The following is a 25,681-nucleotide window of genomic DNA, read 5'->3' as shown; positions in this document are numbered from 1 at the left end:
TGGGTCACACGCTGTGGGGAGCGTCGACTCACGAGCACACACGACGGGACCGGATTTCGCTGTCAGGGGTGTCAGCGGATGACGGACCCTCATCATCGACAGTGACTCCTGAGGAGGCTATTACCCATGCGCGGAGCAACGAGCGCCAAGTGGGTCGTGGGTGCCGTCATCGTGGCGATGGCTGCCACGGCATGCAGCGGTGGCGACGGCGACAAGAAGAACGCGGGTCCGTCGGGCGGTACGTTCCGCCTCGGCATCACCGAGCCGACCGCGATCGACCCGTTCAACTCCCAGGAGTCCGAGGGCGCGCTCGTCACGCACAACCTCTTCACGGGCCTCTACAGCGCCACGGTCGACGGCAAGCTCAAGCCCGAGCTCGCCGAGTCGGTCCAGACCAGCGACGACGGCAAGACCTGGACCTTCAAGATCAAGCAGGGCACGAAGTTCACCAACGGCGAGCCCGTCGACGCCGAGTCCTTCGTCCGCGGCTGGACCCGTGTGGTCGCCAAGGACTCCGCCTCCGACGTGGCCTACCCGTTCGCGGGCGTCAACGGCTACAAGGAGCTCAACGGCGGCAACGCCACCACCTTCGCGGGTGTGACCGCTCCGGACGCCTCCACCCTGAAGGTCGAGCTGTCCGAGGCCGACTTCGAGTTCGACAAGAAGACCGTGCACCAGGCCTTCAGCCCGGTCCCGAAGGCCGCCGGCGCCGCCAGCAACAAGGCGTTCAACGACGCGCCGATCGGCAACGGCCCCTTCAAGATGGAGGGTTCGTGGCAGCACAACAAGTCCATCACCCTCGTCCGTAACGACGACTACGGCTTCGAGAAGGCCAAGCTCGCCAAGGTCGAGATCTCGATCCTGAACGCGGCCAACGGCTCCACCCTGGAGTACCAGGGCTTCCAGTCGGGCCAGTTCGACTGGGCGCGTATGCCCACGCCGCAGCAGCCGGTCGCGAAGGCCAAGTACTCGCCGAAGAAGCAGTGGATCGAGGCCGACACCAGCGGTGTCAACTACCTGGTCGCCTTCAACCAGGTCGCCCCGCTGAACAACCCCGACGCCCGCAAGGCGATCTCCTACGCGATCGACCGCGAGGCCATCGCCAAGGGTGTCTTCCAGGGCATGCAGAAGCCCGCCACCTCCGTCCTGCCGCCGTCCTTCGCGGACACGTACCAGGACGGCGTCTGCTCCTCCTGCGTCAAGCAGGACAAGGAGAAGGCCAAGCAGTTCGCGGAGAAGGGCGGCCTGAAGCCGGGCACCGTCCTCGACTTCGGCTACAACACCGGTGCGGGCCACGAAGAGTGGGTCCAGGCCGTCGCGCAGCAGCTGAAGGACGTCCTCGGCCTCGAGGTCAAGCTGAACGGCAAGCCGTTCAAGGAGGCCCTGGCCCAGCAGCAGGACAAGGGCACCGGCGGTCTGTGGCGCTCGGCCTGGGGCGCGGACTACCCGACCCCGGACAACTTCCTGTACCCGCTGCTCGACTCCGGTTCGATCAACGAGGACCCGGCGACGGGCAAGGCGGCCGGTGACAACCGCGGCCGTTACAACAACCCGAAGTTCGACGAGCTGATCACCAAGGCCCGCGGCACCAAGGACCCGGCGGCCCGCGCCGCGGTCTACAAGGAGGCCGAGAAGCTCGCGGTCGACGAGGAGCAGGGTCTCATCCCGCTGTGGAAGCGCACCCAGTTCCGCCTCGCGGCCACGGACAAGTTCAACAACGTCCAGCTGGACTTCTTCGAGGACCCGAACCTCGCTGAGATCTCGGCCAAGTAAGAGCCTCCTCATCAACAGGTAGGCGAAGGTCGTGGGGGCCCGGAGACACTACTCCGGTCCCCACGGCCTTCGCTCAGTCCCGGGCGCACCCCTCTCTCTCGTCGATCCGCGCCCGGATGCGGCCAATCTCCCGATCGGATGATGCCGCCAACCCCCACGCTCGGTATGTAAAGGAGGCATCGTGGGAAGGTATGTGATCCGGCGGCTCGGACAGATGGTTGTCGTTCTCTTCGGTGCGACGGTTATTCTCTTCTGCTGTCTTTTCGTGCTCCCCGGCGACCCGGTGGGCTCCCTCGGTGGTGACAAGGCCCGTGACCCGGCCGTGGTCGAGGCGCTCCGCGAGCGCTACGGCCTCAACGATCCGCTGCCCGTCCAGTACGGGAACTTCGTCAAGAACCTCGCGCAGGGTGACCTCGGTGAGGACTACACCCAGCGCCGGCCGGTGACGGAGGTCCTCGGGCCGAAGCTCGCGAACACCGCTGAGCTCGCCCTGGCGGCCATCGTCCTGGACATCCTGATCGGCCTGCTGGCGGGTCTGATCGCCGCGCTGTTCAGATACTCGTTCTGGGACGTGCTGATCACGCTCCTGACCACCATGGCCGTCGGCTTCCCGTCCTTCGTGATCGGCATGGTGCTCCAGAAGGCCTTCGTGGTCCAGCTCAAGTGGTTCCCGCTGATCTCCGACGGCACGATGAACTCGCTGATCCTGCCCGCCTTCACGCTGGCGATCCTCGACGCCGCCCTCGTGGCGCGGCTCATGCGCGGCACCATGCTCGAGGTGCTGCGGGCCGACTACGTCAAGACGGCCGTCGCCAAGGGCCTGCCGCGGCGGACCGTGCTCGTCAAGCACGTCATGCGCAACTCGATCATCCCGGTCGTCACGTACCTGGGTATCTCCTTCGGCTCGCTGCTCGGTGGCGCCCTGATCACCGAGGCGATCTTCAACTGGGATGGCATCGGGCTCGCCCTGGTGCAGGCGGTCCAGCAGCAGAACAACCCGATCATCATCGGCGTGGTGAGCTTCGGCGTCGCCGTGTTCGTCCTGCTGAACCTCCTCGTCGACCTCTTGTACGCGGTCCTCGACCCGCGCATCCGCCTCGCCTGATCCCAGGCAGCCCGTTCTAGGAGTTACCCATGACCGAGCTCACCAAGAGCACATCGGTGGCGGGGGACGCGACCGCACCGGCGCAGGCCGCGAACGCGGAGGCCGAACCGGCCGTCGCCCGCGTGACCCAGTGGGGCGAGATCCGCCACCGCTTCCTCGCGAACAAGCTGGCCGTCGTCGGCCTCGGCCTCGTCGCGCTGCTGTTCCTGACCGCGATCTTCGCCCCGCTGATCGCCCCGCAGGACCCGCTGGCCCAGGACCTGAACAACACCCTCCAGGAGCCGGGCAACGGCCACCTGCTGGGCACCGACGCCCTCGGCCGCGACCAGTTCTCCCGCATCATCTACGGCACCCGCATCGCCGTGGAGATCGGTCTCGCGTCGATCTTCCTGGCGTGCCTCATCGGCATCGTCATCGGCGCGCTGGCCGGCTACTTCGGCCGCGCCACCGACTCGGTGCTGATGCGCATCGCCGACATCTTCTTCGCCTTCCCGCTGCTGATCGGTGCCATCGTCATCATCATCGCGATGGGCCGGGGCGTGATGCCGGTGATCATCTCGCTGGCCGTCTTCTCCTGGCCGACGGTCTCCCGTCTGCTGCGCAGCTCGATCCTGTCGGTCCGCGAGGCCGACTACGTGCTGGCCGCCCGCGCCCTGGGCGCGGACACCCGCCGGATCATCCTGCGGCACATCATCCCCAACTCCATCGCCGCCGTGATGGCCTACGCCGCGTTCAGCGTCGGCGGCGCCATCGTGGCCGAGGCCTCGCTGTCCTTCCTGGGCGTGGGCGTCAGCCCGGAGGTCCCGGAGTGGGGCAACATGCTCGCCGCCGCCAAGGACTTCATGGGAGTCAAGGACTTCCTGTGGACCTACCCCAGCATCGCGATCGTGCTGACGGTCCTTGGCTTCGTATTCGTCGGTGACGGGCTCCGCGACGCCCTCGACCCGAAGCTGCGCTAGAAGGGCGGCACCACCGAAATGACTGCTTCAAGCATCACCGCAGACGTGCCCCGCCAGAGGGGCGGCGACTCCGAGGTTCCCGTTCTCGAAGTGCGCGACCTGCACGTCGAGTTCGCCACCCGCGAAGGCGTCGTCAAGGCCGTCAATGGCGTGAACTACAGCGTCTCGTCCGGCGAGACCCTGGCCGTGCTCGGCGAGTCCGGCTCCGGCAAGTCCGTGACCGCGCAGGCGATCATGGGCATCCTCGACTCGCCCCCCGGGCGGGTCGCCAAGGGAGAGATCCTCTTCCGCGGTGAGGACATCCTCAAGCTTCCGGAGAACGAGCGGCGCAAGCTGCGCGGTCCGAAGATGGCGATGATCTTCCAGGACGCGCTGTCCGCGCTGAACCCGGTGTTCTCCGTCGGCAACCAGCTGGGCGAGATGTTCCGCGTCCACCAGGGCATGTCGAAGAAGGACGCCAAGGTCAAGGCCATCGAGCTCATGGACCGGGTGAAGATCCCCGCGGCCAAGAGCCGGGTCGACGACTACCCGCACCAGTTCTCGGGCGGCATGCGCCAGCGCATCATGATCGCGATGGCGCTCGCCCTGGAGCCGGACCTGATCATCGCGGACGAGCCCACCACGGCGCTCGACGTGACGGTCCAGGCCCAGGTCATGGACCTGCTGGCGGACCTGCAGCGCGAGTACAACATGGGTCTGATCCTGATCACCCACGACCTCGGCGTCGTCGCCGACGTCGCGGACAAGATCGCCGTGATGTACGCGGGCCGCATCGTCGAGCAGGCGCCGGTCCACGAGCTGTACAAGCGCCCCGCGCACCCGTACACCCGTGGTCTGCTGGACTCGATCCCGCGCCTGGACCAGAAGGGCCAGGAGCTCTACGCGATCAAGGGTCTGCCGCCCAACCTGCTCAAGGCCCCCTCCGGCTGCGCCTTCAACCCGCGCTGCCCCAAGGTGCAGGACATCTGCCGCACCGAGATGCCGCCCCTGCTGCAGGTGACCGAGCAGGACGGCACCGAGCTGGCCGGCCGCGCCAGCGCCTGCCACTTCCGCGAGGAGCAGCTCCATGGCTGAGACCCACAAGAAGGACGACGCCGTGGACGCCACCCCCGGTATCAGCGAGGTCGAGGTCGTCGAGGCGGCGACCGAGACGGCGGCCGTGGCCGCCATCGAGGCGCCCGTCGAGCGCGGTGAGCCGATCCTGCAGGTGCGCAACCTGGTCAAGCACTTCCCGCTGACCCAGGGCATCCTGTTCAAGAAGCAGATCGGCGCCGTCCGCGCGGTCGACGGGATCTCCTTCGACCTGCACCAGGGCGAGACCCTCGGCATCGTCGGCGAGTCCGGCTGTGGCAAGTCCACCGTCGCCAAGCTGCTGATGCTGCTGGAGACGGCGACGTCCGGCGAGGTCTTCTACAAGGGCCAGGACATCACCAAGCTGTCGGGCAAGGCCCTCAAGGCCGTGCGCCGCAACATCCAGATGGTGTTCCAGGACCCGTACACCTCGCTGAACCCGCGCATGACGGTCGGCGACATCATCGGCGAGCCCTTCGAGATCCACCCCGAGGTGGCTCCCAAGGGCGACCGCCGGCGCCGGGTCCAGGAACTCCTGGACGTGGTGGGCCTGAACCCGGAGTACATCAACCGGTACCCGCACCAGTTCTCCGGCGGCCAGCGCCAGCGCATCGGCATCGCCCGCGGCCTCGCGCTCCAGCCCGAGATCATCATCTGCGACGAGCCGGTCTCCGCGCTCGACGTGTCGGTGCAGGCGCAGGTCATCAACCTGATGGCGAAGCTGCAGGACGAGTTCAACCTGTCCTACATCTTCATCGCGCACGACCTCTCGATCGTCCGGCACATCTCGGACCGCGTGGGCGTCATGTACCTGGGCAAGATGGCCGAGATCGGCACCGACGCCCAGATCTACGACCACCCCACCCACCCGTACACCCAGGCGCTGCTCTCCGCGGTGCCGGTGCCGGACCCGGATGCCCGCGAGGGCCGCGAGCGGATCATCCTGACCGGTGACGTCCCGTCCCCGGCCAACCCGCCCTCGGGCTGCCGCTTCCGCACCCGCTGCTGGAAGGCGCAGGACATCTGCTCCACCGAGGTGCCGCTGCTGGCGGTCCCGGAGCGCTTCAAGGGCCAGGACACGGCGGCCGCGCACGAGTCGGCGTGCCACTTCGCCGAGGAGAAGACGGTCCTGCCCGTCTGATCCCCCTGCGCACACCCGACCGGGCACGGCCGCTGAGCGGCCGTGCCCGGTCGGCGTTCACGGCCCCGTCCGAGCGGAGCCGGGGGTTCCGGAGGTGTACCCGTACCGCCTCGGTAACGTGACCGCTCAGGTATGTTCTAGGGGTCCGGGCGTCCTCGAGGATGGCCCCATCGAGCTCGCGTCTCGGGTCAAGCGCTGTGGGGAGCGTCGGCTCACGAGCACATCGACAGTGACTCCTGAGGAGGCAATTTCCCATGCGTGGAGCAACGCGCGCCAAATGGGCCGCCGGCACCCTGGTGCTGGCGATGGCGGCGACGGGCTGCGGCAGCAGTGCGGAGGACCTCACCGCCGGCGTCAAGACCGGCGGGCACATCAGCGTCCGGCTGAGCGAGCCGCAGCACGGCCTGGTGGGGCAGAACACCGGCGAGTCCGAGGGCTCCGAGGTGCTCCACGCGCTCTTCACGGGCCTGGTCTCGTACGACAACAAGACCAGCGAGCCGAAGCTCGCGGTCGCCGAGTCCATCGAGACGACCGACTCCAGGACCTGGACGGTCAAGCTCAAGGACGGGTACACCTTCCACAACGGCGAGAAGGTCGACGCGCAGTCCTTCGTCCGCGCCTGGAACTGGGGGGCCAACCAGGAGAACAACGCGGAGGCGATGGGCTTCTTCTCGAAGATCGAGGGCTCGGACGAGCTGGCCCCGGGCAAGGGGAAGACCCCCACGGCCAAGGAGCTCAAGGGCCTCAAGATCGTCGACAGCAAGACCTTCGTGGTGACGCTGAAGGCGCCGTTCTCCCAGTTCAAGACCATGCTGGGCTACAACGCCTTCTACCCGCTGCCCAAGGCCTTCGAGGCGGACCCGCAGAAGTTCGGCGAGGCGCCGATCGGCAACGGCCCGTTCCAGATGGACGGCCGGTGGGAGCACAACAAGCAGATCAAGGTCAAGAAGTACGACAAGTACCCGGTCGACGGCCGGGCGAAGCTCGACGGCGTCACGTTCAAGATCTACGACAACCTCGACGACGCCTACGGCGACCTCCAGGCCGGCAAGCTCCAGATCGTCGACAAGCTGCCGGTCACCGCGCTGCCCACCGTCTCCCAGGAGTTCGGCGAGCGCTACATCTACAAGCCCGAGGCGTCCGTCGGCTACATCGGCCTCCCGCTGGAGGCCAACCGCGAGTCCTTCGGCAAGGCCGACGTCCGCAGGGCGATCTCGATGGCGATCGACCGGGACGCCATCGCGAAGAGCATCTTCAACGGCACCCGCAAGCCGGCCGACGACTTCATCAGCCCCATCGTGCCCGGCTACCGCAAGGGCGCCCTGGGCGAGGCCGGGATGTTCAACCCGGTCAAGGCCAAGGAGCTGTTCCAGCGGGCCGGCGGCATCCCCGGGAACCGCATGGAACTCGGATACGACGCGGACAGCGACAACAAGGAGTGGATCGAGGCCGTCGCCGCCCAGCTGAAGACCAACCTCGGCATCGAGGTCACGCCCAAGCCCTTCCCGAAGATCGGCGACATGCTCAACGAGCTGAAGGCCCAGAACTTCGAGGGCGCCTTCCGCACGGGCTGGGCCATGGACTACCCGGCGGCGGAGGACTACCTGCGCCCGGTGTTCTCCAAGGAGGCCATCGCCAACGGCTCCAACTTCGGGCACTACAAGAGCGAGGAGTTCGAGGCGGCCCTCGCCGCGGCCGACCGGTCCACCGACCCGGCCGACAGCCTCAAGCTCTACCAGAAGGCCGACGACATCGTCATCCGGGACCTGCCGTACATCCCGGTCTTCACGTACATGTCCGCCGCCGCCTACGCCAAGAGCGTCACCCACGTCGAGGTCGACGCCCAGGGCCGCATGGACCTCGCGAACGTCCAGCTCAGCTGAGCCACCGCCCGCCCCCGCCGCCGCGGGGGCGGGCAAACCCGCTTGCGGCCGCGCGCGGCGGCGGCCGAGAGTGGGCGGATGGCCACCGACACGCTGACCGTCCGCCCCGCCGGTCCCGGGGACGCCCCGGACATCTGCGCACTGCTCAACGCCGTCGACGTCCTGGAGATCGGCAGACCCGAGACCGACCTCGGCGGGGTCGAGGCCGACCTCAACCACCCCGACGTGGACCTGGCCGCCGACTCCTGGCTCGCCTTCCGGGGCGGCAGGCTCGTCGGCTACGCCCTGGTGTGGGCCGACTCCGGACCGGGCCTGATCGACGGCGCCCCCTACGTCCTGCCCGGCCACAACCCCGCGGCCCTGCGGCTGCTGGAACTGATGGAGGCCCGCGCCCGCGCCATGGCCGGCGCGGCGCCCGCCGCCCGGCTGCGGATCCAGCTCAACACCAGGCCCACCCTCGACCTCTCCCTCCTCACCGGTCGCGGCTACCGCAGCGTGCGCCGCTACCAGGTGATGACCCGCACCCTGCACCCGGCCGCCGACCTGCCCCCCGAGCCGCCCGCCGGGCTCGTCCTGCGCGACTGCGCCGCCGACGAGGCCGACCGCCGCCGGGCCCACGCCCTGGTCGAGGAGACCTTCTCCGCCCACTTCGGACACGCCGGCCGCGGCTACGAGGCCTGGCTGGACCACGTCGACGGCCGCCGCCTCGACTGGTCGCTGGTGTGGATCGCCAGCCTGCCCGGGCAGGGCGACGCGGCCGTCCTCGTCTCCCGCGACGACCGCACCAGCATGGCCTGGCTCAGCCACATCGGCGTGCGCGAGGACCTGCGCGGCCGCGGCGTCGGCGGCTTCCTGCTGCGCCACGGCTTCGCCGCCTACGCCGCCCGCGGCCGGGCGACCGTGGGCCTGGGCGTGGACACCCTCAACGAGACCGGCGCGCTGGCCCTCTACGAGGCGCACGGCATGGCCCTCCACTACGCCGTCGACACCTGGGACCTGCCTTTGCACCCCCAGGGGTGACAGGCGGGGGACGCGAGGGTGCAATCGGGCCAACCACCACGGAAAGGGGTCCTCCATGGGGTGACATTGCCCCTAAGTGAGTCTTGGGACCCCTAGGAGGCAGTCCATGCGCGGAGCCACCCACGCCCAGTGGGCCGCATGTGCGGTGGCCGTCGCCCTCGCGGCGACGGCCTGCGGCAGCGGGAGCGACAGCGGCGGTGGCGGTGCGGCGGGGATCGTCAGCTCCTCCTGGGGCGACCCCCAGAACCCCCTGGAGCCGGCCAACACCAACGAGGTGCAGGGCGGCAAGGTCCTCGACATGCTCTTCCGCGGGCTCAAGCGCTACGACGCCAAGACCGGCGAGGCCCAGAACATGGTCGCCGAGAAGATCGAGACCACCGACAGCCAGAACTTCACCGTCACCCTGAAGGACGGCTGGAAGTTCAGCAACGGCGAACCGGTCACCGCGCAGTCCTTCGTCGACGCCTGGAACTACGCCGCCGACGTGCGCAACAAGCAGAACAACGCACCCTTCTTCGCCGACATCGTGGGCTACGCCGACCTGCACCCCGCGTCCGGGGAACCCAAGGCCAAGACCATGTCCGGGCTGGTGGTCAAGGACCCCAAGACCTTCACCGTCGCCCTGAAGTCGAAGTTCTCCACCTGGCCCGAGACCCTCGGCTACCAGGCCTTCTCCCCGCTGCCCAAGACCTTCTTCACCGACCACTCCGGCTGGCTCGACAAGCCGGTCGGCAACGGCCCCTACACGGTGGACTCGTACACCAAGGGCACCGGCATGAAGCTGCGCAAGTGGGACGGCTACACCGGCCCCGACCCGGCGCAGAACGGCGGCGTGGACCTCAAGGTCTACACCGACAACAACACCGCCTACACCGACCTGATCTCGGGCAACCTCGACCTCGTCGACGACATCCCGGCCCAGCAGCTGAAGAACGTCAAGAACGACCTCGGCGACCGGTACATCAACCAGCCGGCCCTCATCATCCAGACCCTCACCTTCCCCCTGTACGACCCGCAGTGGAGCAAGGAGGGGTCGGACAAGGTACGCCGCGGCATCTCCATGGCGATCAACCGCGACGAGATCACCGAGCAGATCTTCCGCGAGACCCGCACCCCGGCCAAGGACTGGACCTCGCCCGCCCTCGGCGCGAAGGGCGGCTTCAACGCCACGCTCTGCGGCGACGCCTGCAAGTTCAACCCGGCCGAGGCCAAGAAGCTCATCCAGGAGGGCGGCGGTCTGCCCGGCGGCAAGATGACCCTCACCTCGAACGTGGACACCGGCTCGCACCGGGACTGGATGGAGGCCGTCTGCAACAGCGTCAACAACGCCCTGGGCGAGGGCCCCGTCTGCACCGTCAACCCCGTCGGCACCTTCGCGGACTTCCGCAACCAGCAGAGCGCCTACAAGCTGACCGGCCCCTTCCGCTCCGGCTGGCAGGCCGACTACCCGCTCATCCAGAACTTCCTCCAGCCGCTGTACTACACCGGCGCCTCCTCCAACTACGGCAAGTTCAGCAGCCCCGACTTCGACAAGCTCGTCGACGAGGCCAACCAGGAGAGCGACACCGCCAAGGCCGTCGCGAAGTTCCAGGACGCCGAGAAGATCCTCGCCGAACAGATGCCGGCCATCCCCCTCTGGTACCAGAACGGCAGCGCCGGGCACTCCGAGCGGATCACCGACGTCGCCCTGAACCAGTTCAGCGTCCCCGTCTACAACGAGATCAAGGTCAGCTGACCCCCGCCGGCGCACCCGACACCCTGGAGCATCCATGGGACGTTACGTGATCCGGCGGCTGCTCCAGATGATCCCCGTGTTCATCGGCAGCACCTTCCTGATCTTCTTCATGGTCTACGCCCTCGGCGACCCCGTGGCCGCCCTCTTCGGGGACAAGGCCCCCGACCCCGCCACCGCCGCCCGCATCCGCAAGGACCTCTACCTCGACCGCCCCCTGTGGCAGCAGTACGTCCACTACATGGGGCAGATCTTCAAGGGCGACTTCGGCACGGCCTTCAACGGGCAGTCGGTGACCGACCTGATGGCCACCGCCTTCCCCGTCACCCTCCGCCTGACCTGTGTCGCGATCCTCATCGAGATCGTCGTCGGCATCACCCTCGGCGTGGTCAGCGGACTGCGCCGGGGCAAGACGATCGACACCACCCTGCTGGTGGCCACCCTCGTCGTCATCTCGGTGCCCACCTTCGTCACCGGCTACCTGCTCCAGTACCTCTTCGGCGTCAAATGGGGCTGGGTGCGCCCCACCGTCTCCCCGGACGCCCCCTTCGGCGAGCTGATCCTGCCCGGCATCGTCCTCGCCCTGGTCTCCCTCGCCTACGTCACCCGGCTCTCGCGGACCTCCATCGCCGAGAACGCCAAGGCCGACTACGTCCGCACCGCCGTCGCCAAGGGACTGCCGCGCCGCCGGGTCGTCGGCCGCCACCTGCTGCGCAACTCCCTCATCCCGGTGGTCACCTTCATCGGCACCGACATCGGCGCCCTCATGGGCGGGGCCATCGTCACCGAGCGGATCTTCAACATCCACGGCGTCGGCTACCAGCTCTACCAGGGCATCCTGCGCGGCAACTCGCCCACCGTGGTGGGCTTCGTGACCATCCTCGTCATCGTCTTCCTCGTGGCGAACCTGCTCGTCGACCTGCTCTACGCGGTCCTGGACCCGAGGATCCGCTATGCCTGAACCCGAACCACAGCCCTACGACCCGGTGGGACCGGGCGAGAACGAGGCCGTCGCCCCGACCGGGCAGGGAGGTGTCATGGACCTCGCGCTGGACGAGGCCGAGAGCCTGGAGAAGCCCCTCGACCCCGACCCCTCCGCACCCCGGGAGCGGGCCCGCTCGCTGTGGTCCGACGCCTGGCACCAGCTGCGCCGCAACCCCGTCTTCATCGTCTCCTCCCTCTTCATCCTCTTCCTCGTGGTCATCTCCCTCTGGCCCCAGCTCATCGCGAGCGGCGACCCGCTCCACTGCGAGCTGTCCAAATCGCAGCAGGGCTCCTCGCCCGGACACCCCTTCGGCTACGACACCCAGGGCTGCGACGTCTACACCCGCACCGTGTACGGGGCCCGCGCCTCCATCACCGTCGGGATCTGCGCCACCCTCGGCGCCGCCCTGCTCGGCTCCGCCCTCGGCGGGCTCGCCGGGTTCTTCGGCGGCTGGGGCGACTCCCTGCTCTCCCGGGTGGCGGACATCTTCTTCGGGATCCCCGTCATCCTCGGCGGGCTCGTCTTCCTGTCCGTGGTCACCAGCACCACCGTCTGGCCGGTCGTCGGCTTCATCGTGCTCCTCGGCTGGCCGCAGCTCGCCCGCATCGCCCGCGGCTCGGTGATCACCGCCAAACAGAACGACTACGTCCAGGCCGCCCGGGCCCTCGGCGCCGGCAACGCCCGCATCCTGCTGCGGCACGTCGCGCCCAACGCCGTCGCCCCGGTCATCGTCGTCGCCACCATCGCGCTGGGCACCTACATCGCCCTGGAGGCCACCCTGTCCTTCCTCGGCGTGGGCCTGCGCCCGCCCACCGTCTCCTGGGGCATCGACATCTCCAACGCCGCCTCCCAGATCCGCAACGCGCCGCACATGCTGCTCTGGCCGGCCCTGGCCCTGAGCCTGACCGTGCTCGCCTTCATCATGCTCGGCGACGCGGTGCGCGACGCCCTCGACCCCAAGCTGCGCTGAGGAGTGAGCCGCCAGATGCTGCTCGAAGTCCGCGACCTGCACGTGGAGTTCACCACCCGCGACGGCGTCGCCAAGGCCGTCAACGGGGTCGACTACTCGGTGGACGAGGGCGAGACCCTCGCCGTGCTCGGCGAGTCCGGCTCGGGCAAGTCGGTGACGGCGCAGGCCGTGATGGGGATCCTGGAGGCGCCGCCCGGCCGGATCGCGGGCGGCCAGATCCTCTTCAAGGGCAAGGACCTGCTGAAGATGAAGGAGGAGGAGCGCAGGAGGATCCGCGGCGCCGAGATGGCGATGATCTTCCAGGACGCGCTCTCCTCCCTCAACCCCGTGCTCACCGTCGGCGCCCAGCTCGGCGAGATGTTCGAGGTCCACCGCGGGATGTCCCGCAAGGACGCCCGCGCGCGGGCCGTCGAGCTGATGGACCGGGTGAAGATCCCCGCCGCCCGTCAGCGCGTGACGGACTACCCGCACCAGTTCTCGGGCGGCATGCGCCAGCGCATCATGATCGCCATGGCGCTGGCCCTGGAACCGTCCCTGATCATCGCCGACGAACCCACCACCGCCCTCGACGTGACGGTCCAGGCCCAGGTCATGGACCTGCTGGCGGACCTGCAGCGCGAACTCAACATGGGCCTGATCCTGATCACCCACGACCTCGGCGTCGTCGCCGACGTGGCCGACAGGATCGCCGTCATGTACGCGGGCCGCATCGTCGAGACCGCCCCCGTCGACGCCGTCTACCGGGCGCCCGCCCACCCGTACACCCGGGGCCTGCTCGACTCGATCCCGCGCCTGGACCAGAAGGGCCAGGAGCTCTACGCCATCAAGGGCCTGCCGCCGAACCTGCTGGCCATCCCGCCCGGCTGCGCCTTCAACCCGCGCTGCCCGATGGCCCGCGCCGCCTGCCGGGCCGAGGTCCCGCCGCTCGCCGCGGTCGCCCCCGACCGGGCCAGCGCCTGCTTCTTCTGGAAGGAGTGCCTCGGTGCCTGAGCCCATCCTGGAGGTGCGCGGCCTCGTCAAGCACTACCCCCTCACCCAGGGCATCCTCTTCAAGAAGCAGATCGGCGCGGTCAAGGCGGTCGACGGGGTCTCCTTCGACCTCGCGGCCGGCGAGACCCTCGGGATCGTCGGCGAGTCCGGCTGCGGGAAGTCCACCGTCGCCCGGATGCTGGTCCACCTGGAGCGCCCGACCGCCGGGGTGATCTCGTACAAGGGCGAGGACGTCACGAAACTGTCGGGCAAGGCCCTCAAGGCCGTGCGCCGCAACATCCAGATGGTGTTCCAGGACCCGTACACCTCGCTGAACCCGCGCATGACGGTCGGCGACATCATCGGCGAGCCGTACGAGATCCACCCCGAGGTGGCCCCGAAGGGCGACCGGCGGCGCCGGGTCCGGGAGCTCCTGGACGTGGTGGGCCTGAACCCGGAGTACATCAACCGGTACCCGCACCAGTTCTCCGGAGGCCAGCGCCAGCGCATCGGCATCGCCCGCGGCCTCGCGCTCCGGCCCGAGATCATCGTCGCGGACGAGCCCGTATCCGCCCTCGACGTCTCCGTCCAGGCCCAGGTCGTCAACCTCCTCGAACGGCTCCAGGCGGACCTCGGCCTGTCCTACGTCTTCATCGCGCACGACCTGTCGATCGTCCGGCACATCTCCGACCGGGTCGGGGTGATGTACCTGGGCCGGCTCGCCGAGACCGGCACCGACGCCCAGATCTACGACCACCCCACCCACCCGTACACCCAGGCGCTGCTCTCCGCCGTGCCGGTGCCCGACCCCCGGGCCCGCGCCCACCGGGACCGGATCCTGCTCTCCGGCGACGTACCGTCCCCGGCCAACCCGCCCTCGGGCTGCCGCTTCCGCACCCGCTGCTGGAAGGCCGAATCCCGCTGTGCCACGGAGGTGCCGCCGCTGGCCGTCCCGCCGGCCTTCCCCCCGGGTCCGGCGGCGCACCCGTCGGCCTGCCACTTCGCGGCCGAGCGGCAGGTGGTCCCGGCCCCGGGGGAGCCCGGGCCGCCGGATGCCCCGCCGGAGGGGGAGTAGGGGGCGGGCCGCGCCGGAGCGGGGCCCGCAGCCGGGGCCGTTCGAACGTTTCAGGACGTGGGACCGGGCCCCGGAGACCGATGATTTCCGGCCACCCCGAGGACCCGGTCCGGACCGTCCCGTTCCCGCCCCAACCCGTGTGCGGTGAGGGCGACTTGACCGATTCTGCCCCGAGTTCCGGCCCCGCCCGGCCGGGCGGGATACGGCCGTACGGGCGCGGGCGGCCCGGCGGGCGGGCGCGCGGGCCTCCACCCGGGCTCCCGCGCGCCCCCGGGCGTGCGCGGTATGCGCCCCTCGTGCTGCCGGAATTCGACCGATGCACTGGTACGGATAGTTATGATCCGTAGCGCACGGTGGGTATGAATCGCCGAGCACGAGTACGCGTACCGATGTCCGCTCGACGTGGAGGTGAAACGCCGTGGCGCTATCGATCTCGGCCGTGGTGCTGCTGGCGATCGTCGTCTTCCTTCTGGTCCGGAGGTCGGGACTGAAGGCGGGGCACGCGTTCGTCTGCGTCCTGCTCGGGTTCTACCTGGCGAGTTCGACCGTGGCTCCCACCCTCAGCCAGCTCACGTCGAACGTGGCGAACATGATCAGTGGCCTCAAGCTGTAGGTCCTGCTCGTAGGCTGGCCCCATGAACGGTCTTCCCGCCCGTCGTCTGCTCCTCGTGCACGCGCACCCGGACGACGAGTCGATCAACAACGGCGTCACCATGGCCAAGTACGCGGCCGAGGGCGCCCATGTCGCGTTGGTGACCTGCACCCTCGGCGAGGAGGGCGAGGTCATCCCGCCCGAGCTGGCCCACCTCGCGCCGGACCGCGACGACACCCTGGGCCCGTTCCGGGTCGGCGAGCTCGCCGCCGCCATGAAGGAGCTCGGGGTCGCCGACCACCGCTTCCTCGGCGGCACCGGCCGCTTCCGGGACTCCGGGATGATGGGCGCCCCGCAGAACGCCCGGCCCGGCGCCTTCTGGTCCACCGGCGTGGACGAGGCCGCCGGCCACCTCGTCGAGGTCATCCGGGAGCTGCGCCCGCAGGTCCTCGTCACCTACGACCCGGACGGCGGCTACGGCCACCCCGACCACATCCAGGCCCACCGCGTCGCCATGCGCGGCGCGGAGCTGGCCGCCTACCCGGCCTACCGCCCCGAACTGGGCGCCCCGCACACCATCGCGAAGGTCTACTGGAACCGGGTCCCGCTCTCCGCCGTCGAGGAGGGCTTCGCGCGGCTGCGCGCGCTGGGTGCCGCACTGCCCTTCCCCGGCCTCGCGACCCCGGCCGACGTGCCGGGCGTGGTCCCCGACGGGCGGATCACCGCCGAGATCGGCGACGCGGAGGGCGAGCGGGGGCTGGTGGAGGCCAAGGCGGCCGCCATGCGGGCCCACGCCACCCAGATCGCCGTCGACGGCCCGTTCTTCGCCCTCTCGAACGACCTGGCCCAGCCGCTGTTCGCCCGCGAGTACTACGAGTTGGCCGTGGGCGCCTCCGGGGCCCCGGCCGGCGAGCGCGAGCGGGACCTCTTCGCGGGGGTGGGGGCGTGACCGCTCCGGTGACCGCGGGGCGGATCGCCGCCCTGCTGGGCCTGCTGGTGGCCGGGACGGCCACCGGCCTGGCCGGCTGGCTCGTGGTGGACCTGTGGTTCCCGGCCGGGCTGCTGCTCGCCGTGCTGGCCCTCCTCGGGCTGTTCCTCGGGGCCCGGATCGCCCTCGGCGGGGGCATCGGCGTGGGCGTCGCGGCGGCCGGCTGGTTCCTCTCGTACGTCCTGCTCGGTGTCCCGCGCGCCGAAGGGGACTTCCTGCTCGGTTCCTCCGGAATGGGTATGTACGCATACCTTTTGGGGGGAAGTGCGGTCGCTGTGATCTGTGCCACGATGCGCGGGCCCGTGGAACCGCCGGTTTCGGCCTCGAAATCGAGCGGCTGACCGGCCGCCGAACTCCCGCTCCCCCTGATCGGGGAGGGCTTGCGGGGGTTTGACGGACCCTCGGAGAGGGGCTCCGCGAGGGCTAAGAGGAACCTTTCATTCCCCTGGGACAGTTGCGCGCGGGCGGCGGCCAGTATGGTGGACGGGCCGCCGAGCTGCCCGCGCACGGCACGCGGGCGGCGGAGCCAACCGGGAGAACCTGCCTTGAGTCGTGAAACTGACAGTTCGTCCCCCGGGCCCCAAGGGCTCGGTGGGGCCGCCTACCCCTCGGGTACGCCGCCGTATGGAACCGGCCAGTCCGCGCCCACGTCCCCGCCGCCTCGGCCTGGCGCGGCGACCGCCCCGGAGGAGAATCCTGTGACTTCGAACCCGTCCACGCCCGACACCGACGGGCCGAAGACCGAGACCACCCTGACGACCCGCATCCGGATCAACATCCCGGGGTCGCGGCCGATCCCGCCCGTGGTCGTCCGCAAGCCGGTGAAGGACACCTCCGCGGAGGTGGCCCCCGGCTCCGCGGAGCCCGAGCCGTCCCCGCGCGGGCAGGCCCAGCCCCCGGCCCCGCGCGGCCAGGCCCAGCCCCCCGTGCGCGCCGCCCTGCCGGCGCGGCCCACCGCCCAGACGCCCGCGCCGGCCGCCCCGGCCGCGAAGGCGCCCGCCGAGCCGCCGTCGGACGGCGGCTGGTTCGCCCCGCGCAAGGCGGCGACGCCCCCGCCCGCGGCCCCCGCCGCCCCGGCGCCCGCCGCGAGCTACGGCTCCTCCGCGCCCGGCCCCGGCAACGGCCCGGGCGGCGCGCCCGCCCCGGGCCCCGGCAACGGTTTCGACGCCGCCCCGGGCGGCGGCCCGCGCGGCGGCTCCGGCAACGGCTTCGCCCCCGCTCCGCGCGGCGGCTCCGGCGACGGTCCGGGCACCGCCCCGTTCGACGGCCCCGGTACCGGGGCGGGCTTCGCGCCCCCGGCGGCGCCCGGCCGCCCGCAGCCGCCCGCTCCGGCCCCCGGCACCGGCCCCGGCGCCGGGTTCGCGCCCGCCCCCGGCATCGGCGGCCCGGGCGCCGGCTCCCCCCAGGGGTACGCGGCGTACGACAACGGCCCCTCCACCGAGGCCTTCCCCGCCTTCACGGAGCCCGCCGGGCCGACCGGCGGACCCGCGCTGGGCACCGTGCCCGTGGGCGCCGACGAGACCCCGCGCTGGCCCGGCCCCGAGGCCCTGGACGCCCCGGCCCCGGGCCCCCGGACCGGCCCGGCCGTCCCGCCCCCCGGCCCGCAGCCGCCCCTGCCGATGCCCGCCCCGGCCCCCGCCGGGAAGTCCGGCAAGCCCGGCAAGGCCGCCCCGGCCGGCAAGCCCGCCAAGAAGAAGGGCCGCTCCAAGCTGGTCCTGCTCGGCGGCGGCCTCGTCGCCCTCGTCGGCGTGGCCTACGGCGCCGGGCTGCTCATGAACCACTCCGACATCCCCAAGGGCACCACCGTCCTCGGCGTGGACATCAGCGGCAGCCGCGACGACGCCGTCGCCAAGCTCCAGACGGCCTTCGGCAAGCGCTCGGCCACCCCGCTCCAGCTCACCGTCGGCGGCAAGTCCGTCGAGCTGAAGCCCGAGAAGGCCGGCCTGACCCTCGACAGCCAGACCACCGTCCGCAACGCCGCCGGCAGCGACTACAACCCGATCACCGTCATCGGCTCGCTGTTCGGCGTCGAGCGCACGGCGTCCGCCGTCATGCCGGTGGACGAGGAGAAGCTGAAGGACTCCCTCCAGGAGCTCGCCGGCACCGCAGGCACCGCCTCCGAGGGCACCATCACCTTCGACACCGGCAAGGCCGTCGCCGTCCCCGGCAAGGCCGGCACCAGCCTGGACGTCGACAAGTCCGTGGACCTGGTCACGCAGGCCTTCCGCGACCTCGTCGCCAACGGCAGGGCCGCCGCCGTCGAACTCCCCACCGCCACCAAGGAACCGACGGTCAGCCAGGCCGAACTGAACCGGGCCATGAAGGAGTTCGCCGAGCCGGCCATGTCCGCCCCCGTGACCGTCAAGGCGGGCACCAAGTCCCTGGCCTTCGGCGCCAAGTCCCTGCCGAAGATCCTCAGCATGCAGCCGGTGCAGGGCAAGCTCGTCGAGAAGTACGACCTGGAGGCCCTCAAGGCCACCTACGGCAACGCCTTCGACGGGGTCCTGATCACCCGGGGCACGGGCCAGAAGACCCCCGTCACCCCGCAGGACGTCGCGGGCGCCCTCGGCAAGGGCCTCGTCGGGAAGACCGCGGCCGAGCGCGTCGTGTCCATCGACACGAACGCCAACTGAGTCCCGGCAGCCGCCGCGAGGAGCCCCTTCCCGGATCCCGGGGAGGGGCTCCCGCGTTCCCCGGACCCGCCCCGACCGGGCATGTCACACCGGCCGTATGACATCTGTCATGCAGCTGTCACGACTGGAGACACTGCCGCGCGCACCCCCGTCCGGGAGAAGCTCGGTCCATGACGACGACGACCGCGACGCAGTCCGGAGCCCCCGGACCCGCACGCGGTGCCGGCAGCGGCACCGTGGTGAGCTTCCAGAACGTGACCAAGAGCTACGGACAGGTCCGGGCCGTCGACGGGCTGTCCCTCGAACTGCACCCGGGCGAGACCGTGGCGCTGCTGGGCCCCAACGGCGCCGGCAAGTCCTCCACCCTCGACCTCCTCCTGGGCCTGCGCCCCGCCGACTCCGGCACCGTCCGCCTCTTCGGCACCACCCCCCGCGAGGCTGTCACGGCCGGCCGGGTCGGCGCCATGCTCCAGAGCGGCGGCCTGATGGAGGAGGTGACCGTGCGCGAGCTCGTCACCCTCGGCTGCGCCCTGCACCCCCGCCCGTACCCGGTCGAGGAGGTGCTCTCCCGCGCCGGGATCGAGGAGATCGCCGGACGGATGGTCAACAAGCTCTCCGGCGGCCAGGAGCAGCGCGTGCGCTTCGCGCTCGCCACCGCCGGCCACAACGACCTGATCATCCTGGACGAGCCGACCACCGGCATGGACGTCACCGCCCGCCAGGCCTTCTGGGCCACCATGCGGGAGCAGGCCGCACAGGGCCGCACCGTCCTGTTCGCCACCCACTACCTGGAGGAGGCGGACGCGATCGCCGACCGGGTACTGGTCCTGAACAAGGGCCGGCTGCTCGCCGACGGCACCGCCGCCGAGATCAAGGCCAAGGCCGGCGCCCGGAAGGTCGCCTTCGACCTCGACGGCGAGATCGACCGCCAGGCCCTGCGCGCCCTGCCCGGCCTGACCTCCTTCGAGGTCAACGGCTCCACCGTGCGGCTCCAGTCGCGCGACGCCGACGCCACCGTCCACGCGGTGTACGCGCTCGGCCTCTACCCCCGCAACCTGGAGGTCGCGGGCCTCGGCCTGGAGCAGGCCTTCATCGCCCTCACCGAGGCCGAGGAGGCCGACGCATCGTGAACACCGGAACGCTGAACCTGGTCAAGCTGGAGATCACCCGCGCCGTGCGGAACAAGAAGTACATCTTCTTCACGCTGCTCTACCCGGCCGCCCTCTTCCTGATGCTCGGCGGCACCCTGGACGGCACCACCAAGGTCATGGGCACCGAACTGACCATGCCCGCCTTCTACATGGTCGCCATGGCCTCCTTCGGCGCCCTGACCGCCGTCCTGGTCGGCAACGCCGAGCGCATCGCCAAGGAGCGCGAGAGCGGCTGGGTGCGCCAGCTGCGCCTGACGGCCCTGCCCGGCCACGGCTACGTGCTCGGCAAGACCGCCAGCGCGGGCGTGCTGTCGCTGCCGGCCATCCTGGTGGTCTTCCTCGTCGCCGCCGTCGCCAAGGGCGTCCGCTTCGAGATCTGGCAGTGGCTGGCCCTGACCGGCTCCATCTGGGCCGGCAGCCTCGTCTTCGCCGCCCTGGGCGTGGCCATCGGCTACCTCGCCAGCGCGGACAACGTCCGCCCCCTGAGCATGCTCTTCTACTTCGGCCTGTCGATCCTCGGCGGCCTGTGGATGCCCACCGCCGCCTTCCCGCAGTGGCTCCAGGACATCTGCGAGTGGCTGCCGACCCACGCCTACGCGGGCCTGGGCCAGGCCATCGAGCTGGGCGGGGCCCCGCACGTCAAGGACGTGGCGATCCTCGCCGTGTACTTCGTAGTGTTCACCGGTGCGGCCGCCTGGCTGTACCGCAAGGACTCACTGAAGGCGTAGGACCGTGGCGCTGACGCAGGAGGGAGCGGGCACGAGCCCGCTGGGCCCGGCATGCGACATCACCGTGCACCGGGTCGTCAAGACCCTCTGGAACGGCATCTGGCTCTTCTACCTCAGCGCCCCGGTCACCGACCTGGTGCGGGGCGGGCACAGCGCCGGGGCCCGGGTGCTCGGCGGCCTGGGTCTGCTGGCCTTCGTCGGCTGGTACCTGAGGCTGGTGTTCCGGCCCGACCGGCCGCGGCCCGTGCGGTCGGTCCTGCTGTCGCTGGCGCTGCTCAGCACCGAGGCCGCGGTGCTGTCGCTGTCCCTGGGCCGCGAGTGGCTGGTGCTGTTCGTCTACGTCTCCATCTCCTCCGGCGCCGCCCTGCCGGCCAGGGTGTCCCGCCTGACGGTGCCCGGCGCGACGGCGCTGCTGGCGGCGGTGGCCCTCACGGTGCCGGACGGCGGGGACTACCTGTTCGGGCTGCTGATCCCGTCCCTGATGGGCGGGTTCGCGATGGTCGGGGTCCGCGAGATGATCAGCACGACCATGGAGCTCCGGCAGGCCCGGGCCACCGTGGCGCAGCTCGCGGCCAACGAGGAGCGCCTGCGGATGGCCCGCGACCTGCACGACCTGCTGGGCCATTCGCTGTCGCTGATCACGCTCAAGAGCGAGCTCGCCGGCCGGATGCTGCCCGACCACCCCGACCGGGCCGCCCAGCAGGTGGCGGACATCGAGAAGGTCTGCCGCCAGGCGCTGGTGGACGTACGGGAGGCCGTGAGCGGCTACCGGCGGCCCACCCTGCCCGGCGAACTCGCCGGCGCCCGGACAGCCCTGGCGGCGGCGGGGGTGAAGGCCGACCTGCCGGCGGACTTCGCCGACACCGTCCCGGAGGAGCCGGAGTGCGCGCTGGCGTGGTCGCTGCGCGAGGCGGTGACCAACGTGGTGCGGCACAGCGGCGCCAAGCGCTGCACGGTCACCCTGACGCCCCGCCAGACCCTCGCCGGACCGGTGCTGGAGCTCTCGGTGACCGACGACGGCACGGGCGGCACCGCGGTACCCGGCAACGGCCTGACGGGCCTGACGGAACGTCTGGAGGCCATCGGCGGCACCCTGTGGGCCGGGCCGGCAGGGAAGACCGGCTTCCGCTTGCTGGCGAGGGTCCCCCTAGGATCCCCGTCATGACGGAAGCCACGGAAGCCACCGAAGCCATGGAAGCCGCGGAAGCCACCGAGGCCGCCCCGGCCCCCATCCGCATCCTCCTGGCGGAGGACCAGTCGATGGTCCGGGAGGCCCTCGCGGCCCTCCTGGGACTGGAGCCGGACATCGAGGTGCCGGTCCAGGTGGCGCGCGGCGACGAGGTCGTACCGGCGGCCCTGGCCCACGACGTGGACGTGGCGCTGCTGGACATCGAGATGCCGGGCATGACCGGGATCGAGGCGGCGGCGGCCCTGCGCCGGGCCCTGCCCGACCTCAAGATCGTCGTCCTGACCACCTTCGGCCGCCCCGGCTACCTGCGCGGGGCGATGGAGGCCGGCGCCTCGGCCTTCCTGGTCAAGGACGCGCCGGCCGCGCAGCTCGCGCAGGCGGTGCGCAAGGTCCTCGCGGGCGAGCGCGTCATCGACCCCACCCTCGCGGCGGCCGCCCTGGCGGAGGGCGCCAACCCGCTCACGGAGCGGGAGCGCGAGGTCCTGCGCGCGGCGGAGCACGGCGCGACCAACGCCGAACTGGCGGCGGCGCTCAACCTCTCCCAGGGCACGGTCCGCAACTACCTCTCGACGGCGATCCAGAAGCTCGCGGCCCGCAACCGGGCGGAAGCGGTCCGCGTGGCCCGCGAAAAGGGCTGGCTCTGACCTCGCGGTCTTCGCGAGACTGCCCCGGTGTTCAGAAGACTGTGGGCCGCGACCGCCGCGTCCAACCTGTCCGACGGGGTGAGCCTGGCCGCGGCCCCGCTGCTGGCGGCCACGATCACCCGCGACCCGGCCCTGATCGCCGGGATCGGCGTGGCCCAGCGCGCCCCCTGGCTGTTCCTCGCGTTCGTCTCCGGGGCGTTCGCCGACCGCCTGGACCGCCGGAAGGTGGCCCAGAGCGCCAACTGGATCCGCGCGGCGGCCTTCGCCGGCCTCACCGCGGCCGTCCTGGGCGACGTCCTGTCCATGCCCCTGCTGTACGCGGTCTTCTTCGCGATCGGCACCGCCGAGACCCTCTACGACAGCGTCTCCGCCGCCTGGGTGCCGATGCTGGTCGGTCCGGAGGAGCTGACCCGCGCCAACAGCCGCCTGCAGACCACGTACGTGCTCTGCAACGAGTTCGCGGGCCCGCCCGTCGGCGGCTTCCTCTTCGCGGCGGCGGCCGCCGCGCCGTTCGCCCTGGGGACGGCCGGGTACCTGGCCGCCGTGGCCCTGCTGGCCCTCGTTCCCGGGACGGCGCGGGGCGGGGAGGGACCGGCGGCCGGGCCGCTCACGGTGCGGAACGTGGCCGGGGACATCGCCGTCGGCGCACGCTGGTACTGGTCCTCACCCGTGCTGCGCGCCATGAGCCTGCTCGCGGCCGTCGGCAACGCGGCCTTCGCGGCGAGCTACGGACTGCTGGTCCTGCTCGCGCAGGACGAACTCGGCGTCTCCGACGAGGGCTACGGCGTGATGCTCGCGGCCGGCGCCGTCGGCGCGGTCCTCGGCGGCCTGGCGGCGGGCCGCGTCGGGCAACGGCTCGCCCCCGGGACCCTGATCCTGCTGACCAGCCTCCTGTCCGCCGCCGCCACGGCGGGGCTGGGGCTCGCCGTCGGCCCGGTGGCGACCGTCGCCTTCATGGCCCTGGACGGCTTCGTGGTCCTGGTCCTGTCCGTCCACATGGTGACCCTGCGCCAGCGGATCGTGCCGAACGAGCTGATGGGCCGGGTCACCGCCGTCTACCGGGTCGTGGGGCTCGGCTCCTTCGCGATCGGAGGCATCGCGGGCGGCGCGGTGGCCGAGGCGTTCGGGGTCCCCGCCTCCTTCTACGCCGCCGGGGCGGCCATCGCCCTCTCCTCCCTCCTCGCGCTGCCGGTCCTGAGCAACGCCCGCCTGGCAGGGTTCGGAGGGCCGGCCGGGGCCGGGGCCGCGCAGGCCCCGGCCGACGCCGCGCCGGTCAGTTGAGCAGGGCGCGGGCCGAGGAGGCCTCCGTGCGGATGCGGATCGCCGCCTCCGGGTCCACCGCGTCCATGACCACCGCGTACGCGTCCATCTCCGCCGCACCCTCCTGGAAGGAGCCCCGCTCCACCAGCAGCCGCGCCCGCTCGTAGCGCAGCGCCGCCGGGTGCGAGGGCAGCAGCAGGGACAGGTCCAGCGACCACAGGGCGACCGCCGAGTGCTCCGGCCGGGCCGACGCCCAGGCCCGGATGTTGCCCAGCACGCGCAGGACGATGTCCAGGGTGCGCGCGGGCGTCCGCGGACCCCGCGCGAGCTCCGCCGGGCCCGCGCCCAGCGAGGCGCCGCCCGCGAACGGGTCGACCACCACCCCCTCCTCCGGGTCCCCGAAGCCCACCGTGAAGTGCCCCGGCAGCCCCAGCCCGTACACCGGCGCCCCGGCCCGCCGCGCGACCTCCAGCCAGACCACCGACAGCAGGATCGGCAGCCCCCGCCGGCGCCGCAGCACCTCGTGCAGGAGCGAGGACTCCAGCCGGTCGTAGTCCTTCGGGGTGCCGTGGAAGCCGAGCCGGCCGCCCAGCAGGTCCGTCACCGCCGCCGCCCAGGCCTTCGCCCCGTGCAGCCCGTACGGCAGCATCCCGGCCAGCCGGTCCAGTTCGATCTGCGCCCAGTCCATGACCCGTTCGTCGAGCTCCGGGTCCGCCTCCGCCGCCAGCAGCAGGCACAGCTGCGCCAGGTCCGGCCGCTCGGCGCGGGCCTCCGCCGCGAACAGCTCCCGCGAGGCCGCGCTCACGACCCGGCTCCGGCGCGGAAGTGGTGGTAGGCGTGGTGCGTGGCGAAGCCCATGCCGTCGTACAGGGCCCGCGCGGCCGGATTGTCCGTCTCCACCTGGAGCCAGGCCGCCGACGCGCCCTCCTCCAGCGCCCGCCGGGCCAGCGCCGTCATCACCGCCGTCGCGAGCCCCCGCCGCCGGTGCTCCGGGTCGACCGTCACCGCGCCGAAGCCGGCCCAGCGGCCGTCGGCCACGCACCGCCCGATCGCCCGGCCGCCGTCCAGCGAGGCGAACCACACCGACGGGCCCTCCACCAGCATCCGCCGTGCCAGCTCCGGGTCCCGGACCTTGCCGTAGCGGCCGAGCCACTCCTCGTCCGGTTCGCGGGTCAGCCGGACCCCCGACACGTCCGCGTCCCGGTCGGCCACGGGGGCCAGGCCCCCGATCCGGACCTCCGCCGAGACCTCGTTGACCCAGCCGCGCCGCTCCAGCTCCGCGCAGAGCAGCTCCTGGGTGCCGGCGGCGCCGGTCGCGGCCTGTACGTAGGCCGGCAGGTCCCGGCGCGCGTACCAGGCCGTCACCCGCGCGAGTGCTTCGTCCAGGGGTATCCCGGGGTCGCCGAGCGGCAGCACCGAGTTGGCCCGCCGGGTGAACCCCGCGGCCGCCCGCAGCGTCCACCCGCCCAGCGGTTCGCTCTCCAGCGGCTGCCAGGCCCGCGCGGTGACCCGGGCCAGCTCCTCGAAGGAGGCCGCGGGACCCCTGCGGCGGGCCGGCGCGGCCGGCACCACCTTGCCCGCCACCAGCGAGGATTCCGGGATGTGGACGGACACCCCGTCCTTGCGTGTGATCGTCAGCACACCCCCGGTCCATGATGTGAGAACCCCGACCGCGTCGGTGAAGGCGGGGGAGCCGCCCACCGGGTCCTGCACCCGTCGCACAGAGACTCGTTTACCCACGTCAGCCGGGGTAATACGGATTTCCAGCAGTCCACCGGCAGTGATTTCCACAGCTCTGTCCGCCCCTCCTGTT

Annotated in this window: 23 protein-coding genes; 21 read left to right on the top strand and 2 right to left on the bottom strand. The window is 71.4% G+C overall.

Annotated features, from left to right (window positions below; genetic code table 11):
• Nucleotides 1-126 precede the first annotated feature (126 nt).
• The 21 genes from AB0469_RS19585 to AB0469_RS19485 all read left to right on the top strand — a co-directional run bounded on the left by AB0469_RS19585 (nucleotide 127) and on the right by AB0469_RS19485 (nucleotide 23,889).
• The gene (locus AB0469_RS19585; protein WP_366452648.1) at nucleotides 127-1,773 is read left to right on the top strand and encodes an ABC transporter substrate-binding protein; all 1,647 of its coding nucleotides are present in this window, start codon (nucleotides 127-129) and stop codon (nucleotides 1,771-1,773) included.
• A gap of 181 nt (nucleotides 1,774-1,954) precedes the next feature.
• On the top strand, nucleotides 1,955-2,878 hold the full coding sequence (locus AB0469_RS19580) for an ABC transporter permease (RefSeq protein WP_366452647.1): 924 nt from the start codon (nucleotides 1,955-1,957) through the stop codon (nucleotides 2,876-2,878).
• A 29-nt stretch (nucleotides 2,879-2,907) separates the two neighbouring features.
• Nucleotides 2,908-3,837: an ABC transporter permease gene (locus AB0469_RS19575; RefSeq protein ID WP_366452646.1), complete on the top strand. Its 930-nt coding sequence runs from the start codon at nucleotides 2,908-2,910 to the stop codon at nucleotides 3,835-3,837.
• An 18-nt stretch (nucleotides 3,838-3,855) separates the two neighbouring features.
• Nucleotides 3,856-4,911: an ABC transporter ATP-binding protein gene (locus AB0469_RS19570; protein WP_366452645.1), complete on the top strand. Its 1,056-nt coding sequence runs from the start codon at nucleotides 3,856-3,858 to the stop codon at nucleotides 4,909-4,911.
• The gene (locus tag AB0469_RS19565; RefSeq protein WP_366452644.1) at nucleotides 4,904-6,049 is read left to right on the top strand and encodes a dipeptide ABC transporter ATP-binding protein; all 1,146 of its coding nucleotides are present in this window, start codon (nucleotides 4,904-4,906) and stop codon (nucleotides 6,047-6,049) included. Before AB0469_RS19570 ends, AB0469_RS19565 begins: the two co-directional genes overlap by 8 nt.
• A 254-nt stretch (nucleotides 6,050-6,303) precedes the next feature.
• Nucleotides 6,304-7,932 (top strand): ABC transporter substrate-binding protein, encoded by a 1,629-nt coding sequence (locus AB0469_RS19560; protein ID WP_366452643.1) that lies wholly within the window; start codon nucleotides 6,304-6,306, stop codon nucleotides 7,930-7,932.
• Nucleotides 7,933-8,010: 78 nt separating this feature from the next.
• Complete coding sequence (locus tag AB0469_RS19555) at nucleotides 8,011-8,952, top strand: GNAT family N-acetyltransferase (protein ID WP_366452642.1); 942 nt, start codon at nucleotides 8,011-8,013, stop codon at nucleotides 8,950-8,952.
• 106 nt (nucleotides 8,953-9,058) lie between these two features.
• A complete protein-coding gene (locus tag AB0469_RS19550) occupies nucleotides 9,059-10,687 on the top strand; it encodes an ABC transporter substrate-binding protein (protein ID WP_366452641.1) in 1,629 nt (542 codons plus the stop codon).
• Between the two features lie 34 nt (nucleotides 10,688-10,721).
• On the top strand, nucleotides 10,722-11,645 hold the full coding sequence (locus AB0469_RS19545) for an ABC transporter permease (RefSeq protein ID WP_366452640.1): 924 nt from the start codon (nucleotides 10,722-10,724) through the stop codon (nucleotides 11,643-11,645).
• On the top strand, nucleotides 11,638-12,639 hold the full coding sequence (locus AB0469_RS19540) for an ABC transporter permease (RefSeq protein ID WP_366452639.1): 1,002 nt from the start codon (nucleotides 11,638-11,640) through the stop codon (nucleotides 12,637-12,639). Before AB0469_RS19545 ends, AB0469_RS19540 begins: the two co-directional genes overlap by 8 nt.
• A 15-nt stretch (nucleotides 12,640-12,654) precedes the next feature.
• Entirely contained in the window at nucleotides 12,655-13,629 is a 975-nt protein-coding gene (locus tag AB0469_RS19535; protein WP_366452638.1) for an ABC transporter ATP-binding protein, read from the top strand.
• Nucleotides 13,622-14,683 (top strand): dipeptide ABC transporter ATP-binding protein, encoded by a 1,062-nt coding sequence (locus tag AB0469_RS19530; protein WP_366452637.1) that lies wholly within the window; start codon nucleotides 13,622-13,624, stop codon nucleotides 14,681-14,683. Before AB0469_RS19535 ends, AB0469_RS19530 begins: the two co-directional genes overlap by 8 nt.
• 418 nt (nucleotides 14,684-15,101) lie before the next feature.
• A complete protein-coding gene (locus AB0469_RS19525; RefSeq protein WP_042809907.1) occupies nucleotides 15,102-15,296 on the top strand; it encodes a hypothetical protein in 195 nt (64 codons plus the stop codon).
• Nucleotides 15,297-15,318: 22 nt separating this feature from the next.
• Nucleotides 15,319-16,224, top strand: coding sequence for an N-acetyl-1-D-myo-inositol-2-amino-2-deoxy-alpha-D-glucopyranoside deacetylase (gene mshB / locus AB0469_RS19520; protein ID WP_366452636.1), 906 nt, complete (start codon nucleotides 15,319-15,321; stop codon nucleotides 16,222-16,224).
• Nucleotides 16,221-16,604, top strand: a complete 384-nt coding sequence (locus AB0469_RS19515) for a DUF6113 family protein (RefSeq protein WP_366452635.1) — start codon at nucleotides 16,221-16,223, stop codon at nucleotides 16,602-16,604. Before mshB ends, AB0469_RS19515 begins: the two co-directional genes overlap by 4 nt.
• A 357-nt stretch (nucleotides 16,605-16,961) precedes the next feature.
• Nucleotides 16,962-18,896, top strand: coding sequence for a hypothetical protein (locus AB0469_RS19510; protein WP_366452634.1), 1,935 nt, complete (start codon nucleotides 16,962-16,964; stop codon nucleotides 18,894-18,896).
• A gap of 170 nt (nucleotides 18,897-19,066) precedes the next feature.
• Nucleotides 19,067-20,026, top strand: coding sequence for an ABC transporter ATP-binding protein (locus tag AB0469_RS19505; RefSeq protein WP_366452633.1), 960 nt, complete (start codon nucleotides 19,067-19,069; stop codon nucleotides 20,024-20,026).
• A complete protein-coding gene (locus AB0469_RS19500; RefSeq protein ID WP_366452668.1) occupies nucleotides 20,020-20,775 on the top strand; it encodes an ABC transporter permease in 756 nt (251 codons plus the stop codon). The genes AB0469_RS19505 and AB0469_RS19500 overlap by 7 nt, the downstream gene beginning before the upstream one ends.
• A gap of 40 nt (nucleotides 20,776-20,815) precedes the next feature.
• Nucleotides 20,816-21,940 carry a sensor histidine kinase gene (locus tag AB0469_RS19495; protein ID WP_366452667.1) on the top strand — a complete coding sequence of 375 codons (1,125 nt, stop codon included), beginning with the start codon at nucleotides 20,816-20,818 and terminating at the stop codon, nucleotides 21,938-21,940.
• Between the two features lie 26 nt (nucleotides 21,941-21,966).
• The gene (locus AB0469_RS19490; RefSeq protein WP_366452666.1) at nucleotides 21,967-22,608 is read left to right on the top strand and encodes a response regulator transcription factor; all 642 of its coding nucleotides are present in this window, start codon (nucleotides 21,967-21,969) and stop codon (nucleotides 22,606-22,608) included.
• Nucleotides 22,609-22,635: 27 nt separating this feature from the next.
• Entirely contained in the window at nucleotides 22,636-23,889 is a 1,254-nt protein-coding gene (locus tag AB0469_RS19485; protein ID WP_366452632.1) for an MFS transporter, read from the top strand.
• On the opposite strand, the gene AB0469_RS19480 is transcribed toward AB0469_RS19485, so the two are convergent.
• Nucleotides 23,882-24,673: a transglutaminase-like domain-containing protein gene (locus AB0469_RS19480; protein WP_366452631.1), complete on the bottom strand. Its 792-nt coding sequence runs from the start codon at nucleotides 24,671-24,673 to the stop codon at nucleotides 23,882-23,884. The two genes, AB0469_RS19485 and AB0469_RS19480, sit on opposite strands and share 8 nt — an antisense overlap.
• Entirely contained in the window at nucleotides 24,670-25,659 is a 990-nt protein-coding gene (locus AB0469_RS19475) for a GNAT family N-acetyltransferase (RefSeq protein ID WP_366452630.1), read from the bottom strand. Before AB0469_RS19475 ends, AB0469_RS19480 begins: the two co-directional genes overlap by 4 nt.
• Between the last annotated feature and the right edge of the window lie 22 nt (nucleotides 25,660-25,681).

This window comes from Streptomyces sp. NPDC093801, assembly GCF_040701585.1.
Lineage (GTDB): Bacteria > Actinomycetota > Actinomycetes > Streptomycetales > Streptomycetaceae > Streptomyces.
Note: the sequence above shows the minus strand (reverse complement) of the source record. Positions and strands in the feature narration are given on the sequence as shown.

Coding starts and splice junctions, on each gene's coding strand:
- AB0469_RS19545 (WP_366452640.1), top strand. CDS start 10,722: ATGGGACGTTACGTGATCCGGCGGCTGCTCCAGATGATCCCCGTGTTC.
- AB0469_RS19540 (WP_366452639.1), top strand. CDS start 11,638: ATGCCTGAACCCGAACCACAGCCCTACGACCCGGTGGGACCGGGCGAG.
- AB0469_RS19490 (WP_366452666.1), top strand. CDS start 21,967: ATGGAAGCCGCGGAAGCCACCGAGGCCGCCCCGGCCCCCATCCGCATC.
- AB0469_RS19575 (WP_366452646.1), top strand. CDS start 2,908: ATGACCGAGCTCACCAAGAGCACATCGGTGGCGGGGGACGCGACCGCA.
- AB0469_RS19560 (WP_366452643.1), top strand. CDS start 6,304: ATGCGTGGAGCAACGCGCGCCAAATGGGCCGCCGGCACCCTGGTGCTG.
- mshB (WP_366452636.1), top strand. CDS start 15,319: ATGAACGGTCTTCCCGCCCGTCGTCTGCTCCTCGTGCACGCGCACCCG.
- AB0469_RS19505 (WP_366452633.1), top strand. CDS start 19,067: ATGACGACGACGACCGCGACGCAGTCCGGAGCCCCCGGACCCGCACGC.
- AB0469_RS19535 (WP_366452638.1), top strand. CDS start 12,655: ATGCTGCTCGAAGTCCGCGACCTGCACGTGGAGTTCACCACCCGCGAC.
- AB0469_RS19570 (WP_366452645.1), top strand. CDS start 3,856: ATGACTGCTTCAAGCATCACCGCAGACGTGCCCCGCCAGAGGGGCGGC.
- AB0469_RS19555 (WP_366452642.1), top strand. CDS start 8,011: ATGGCCACCGACACGCTGACCGTCCGCCCCGCCGGTCCCGGGGACGCC.
- AB0469_RS19565 (WP_366452644.1), top strand. CDS start 4,904: ATGGCTGAGACCCACAAGAAGGACGACGCCGTGGACGCCACCCCCGGT.
- AB0469_RS19550 (WP_366452641.1), top strand. CDS start 9,059: ATGCGCGGAGCCACCCACGCCCAGTGGGCCGCATGTGCGGTGGCCGTC.
- AB0469_RS19585 (WP_366452648.1), top strand. CDS start 127: ATGCGCGGAGCAACGAGCGCCAAGTGGGTCGTGGGTGCCGTCATCGTG.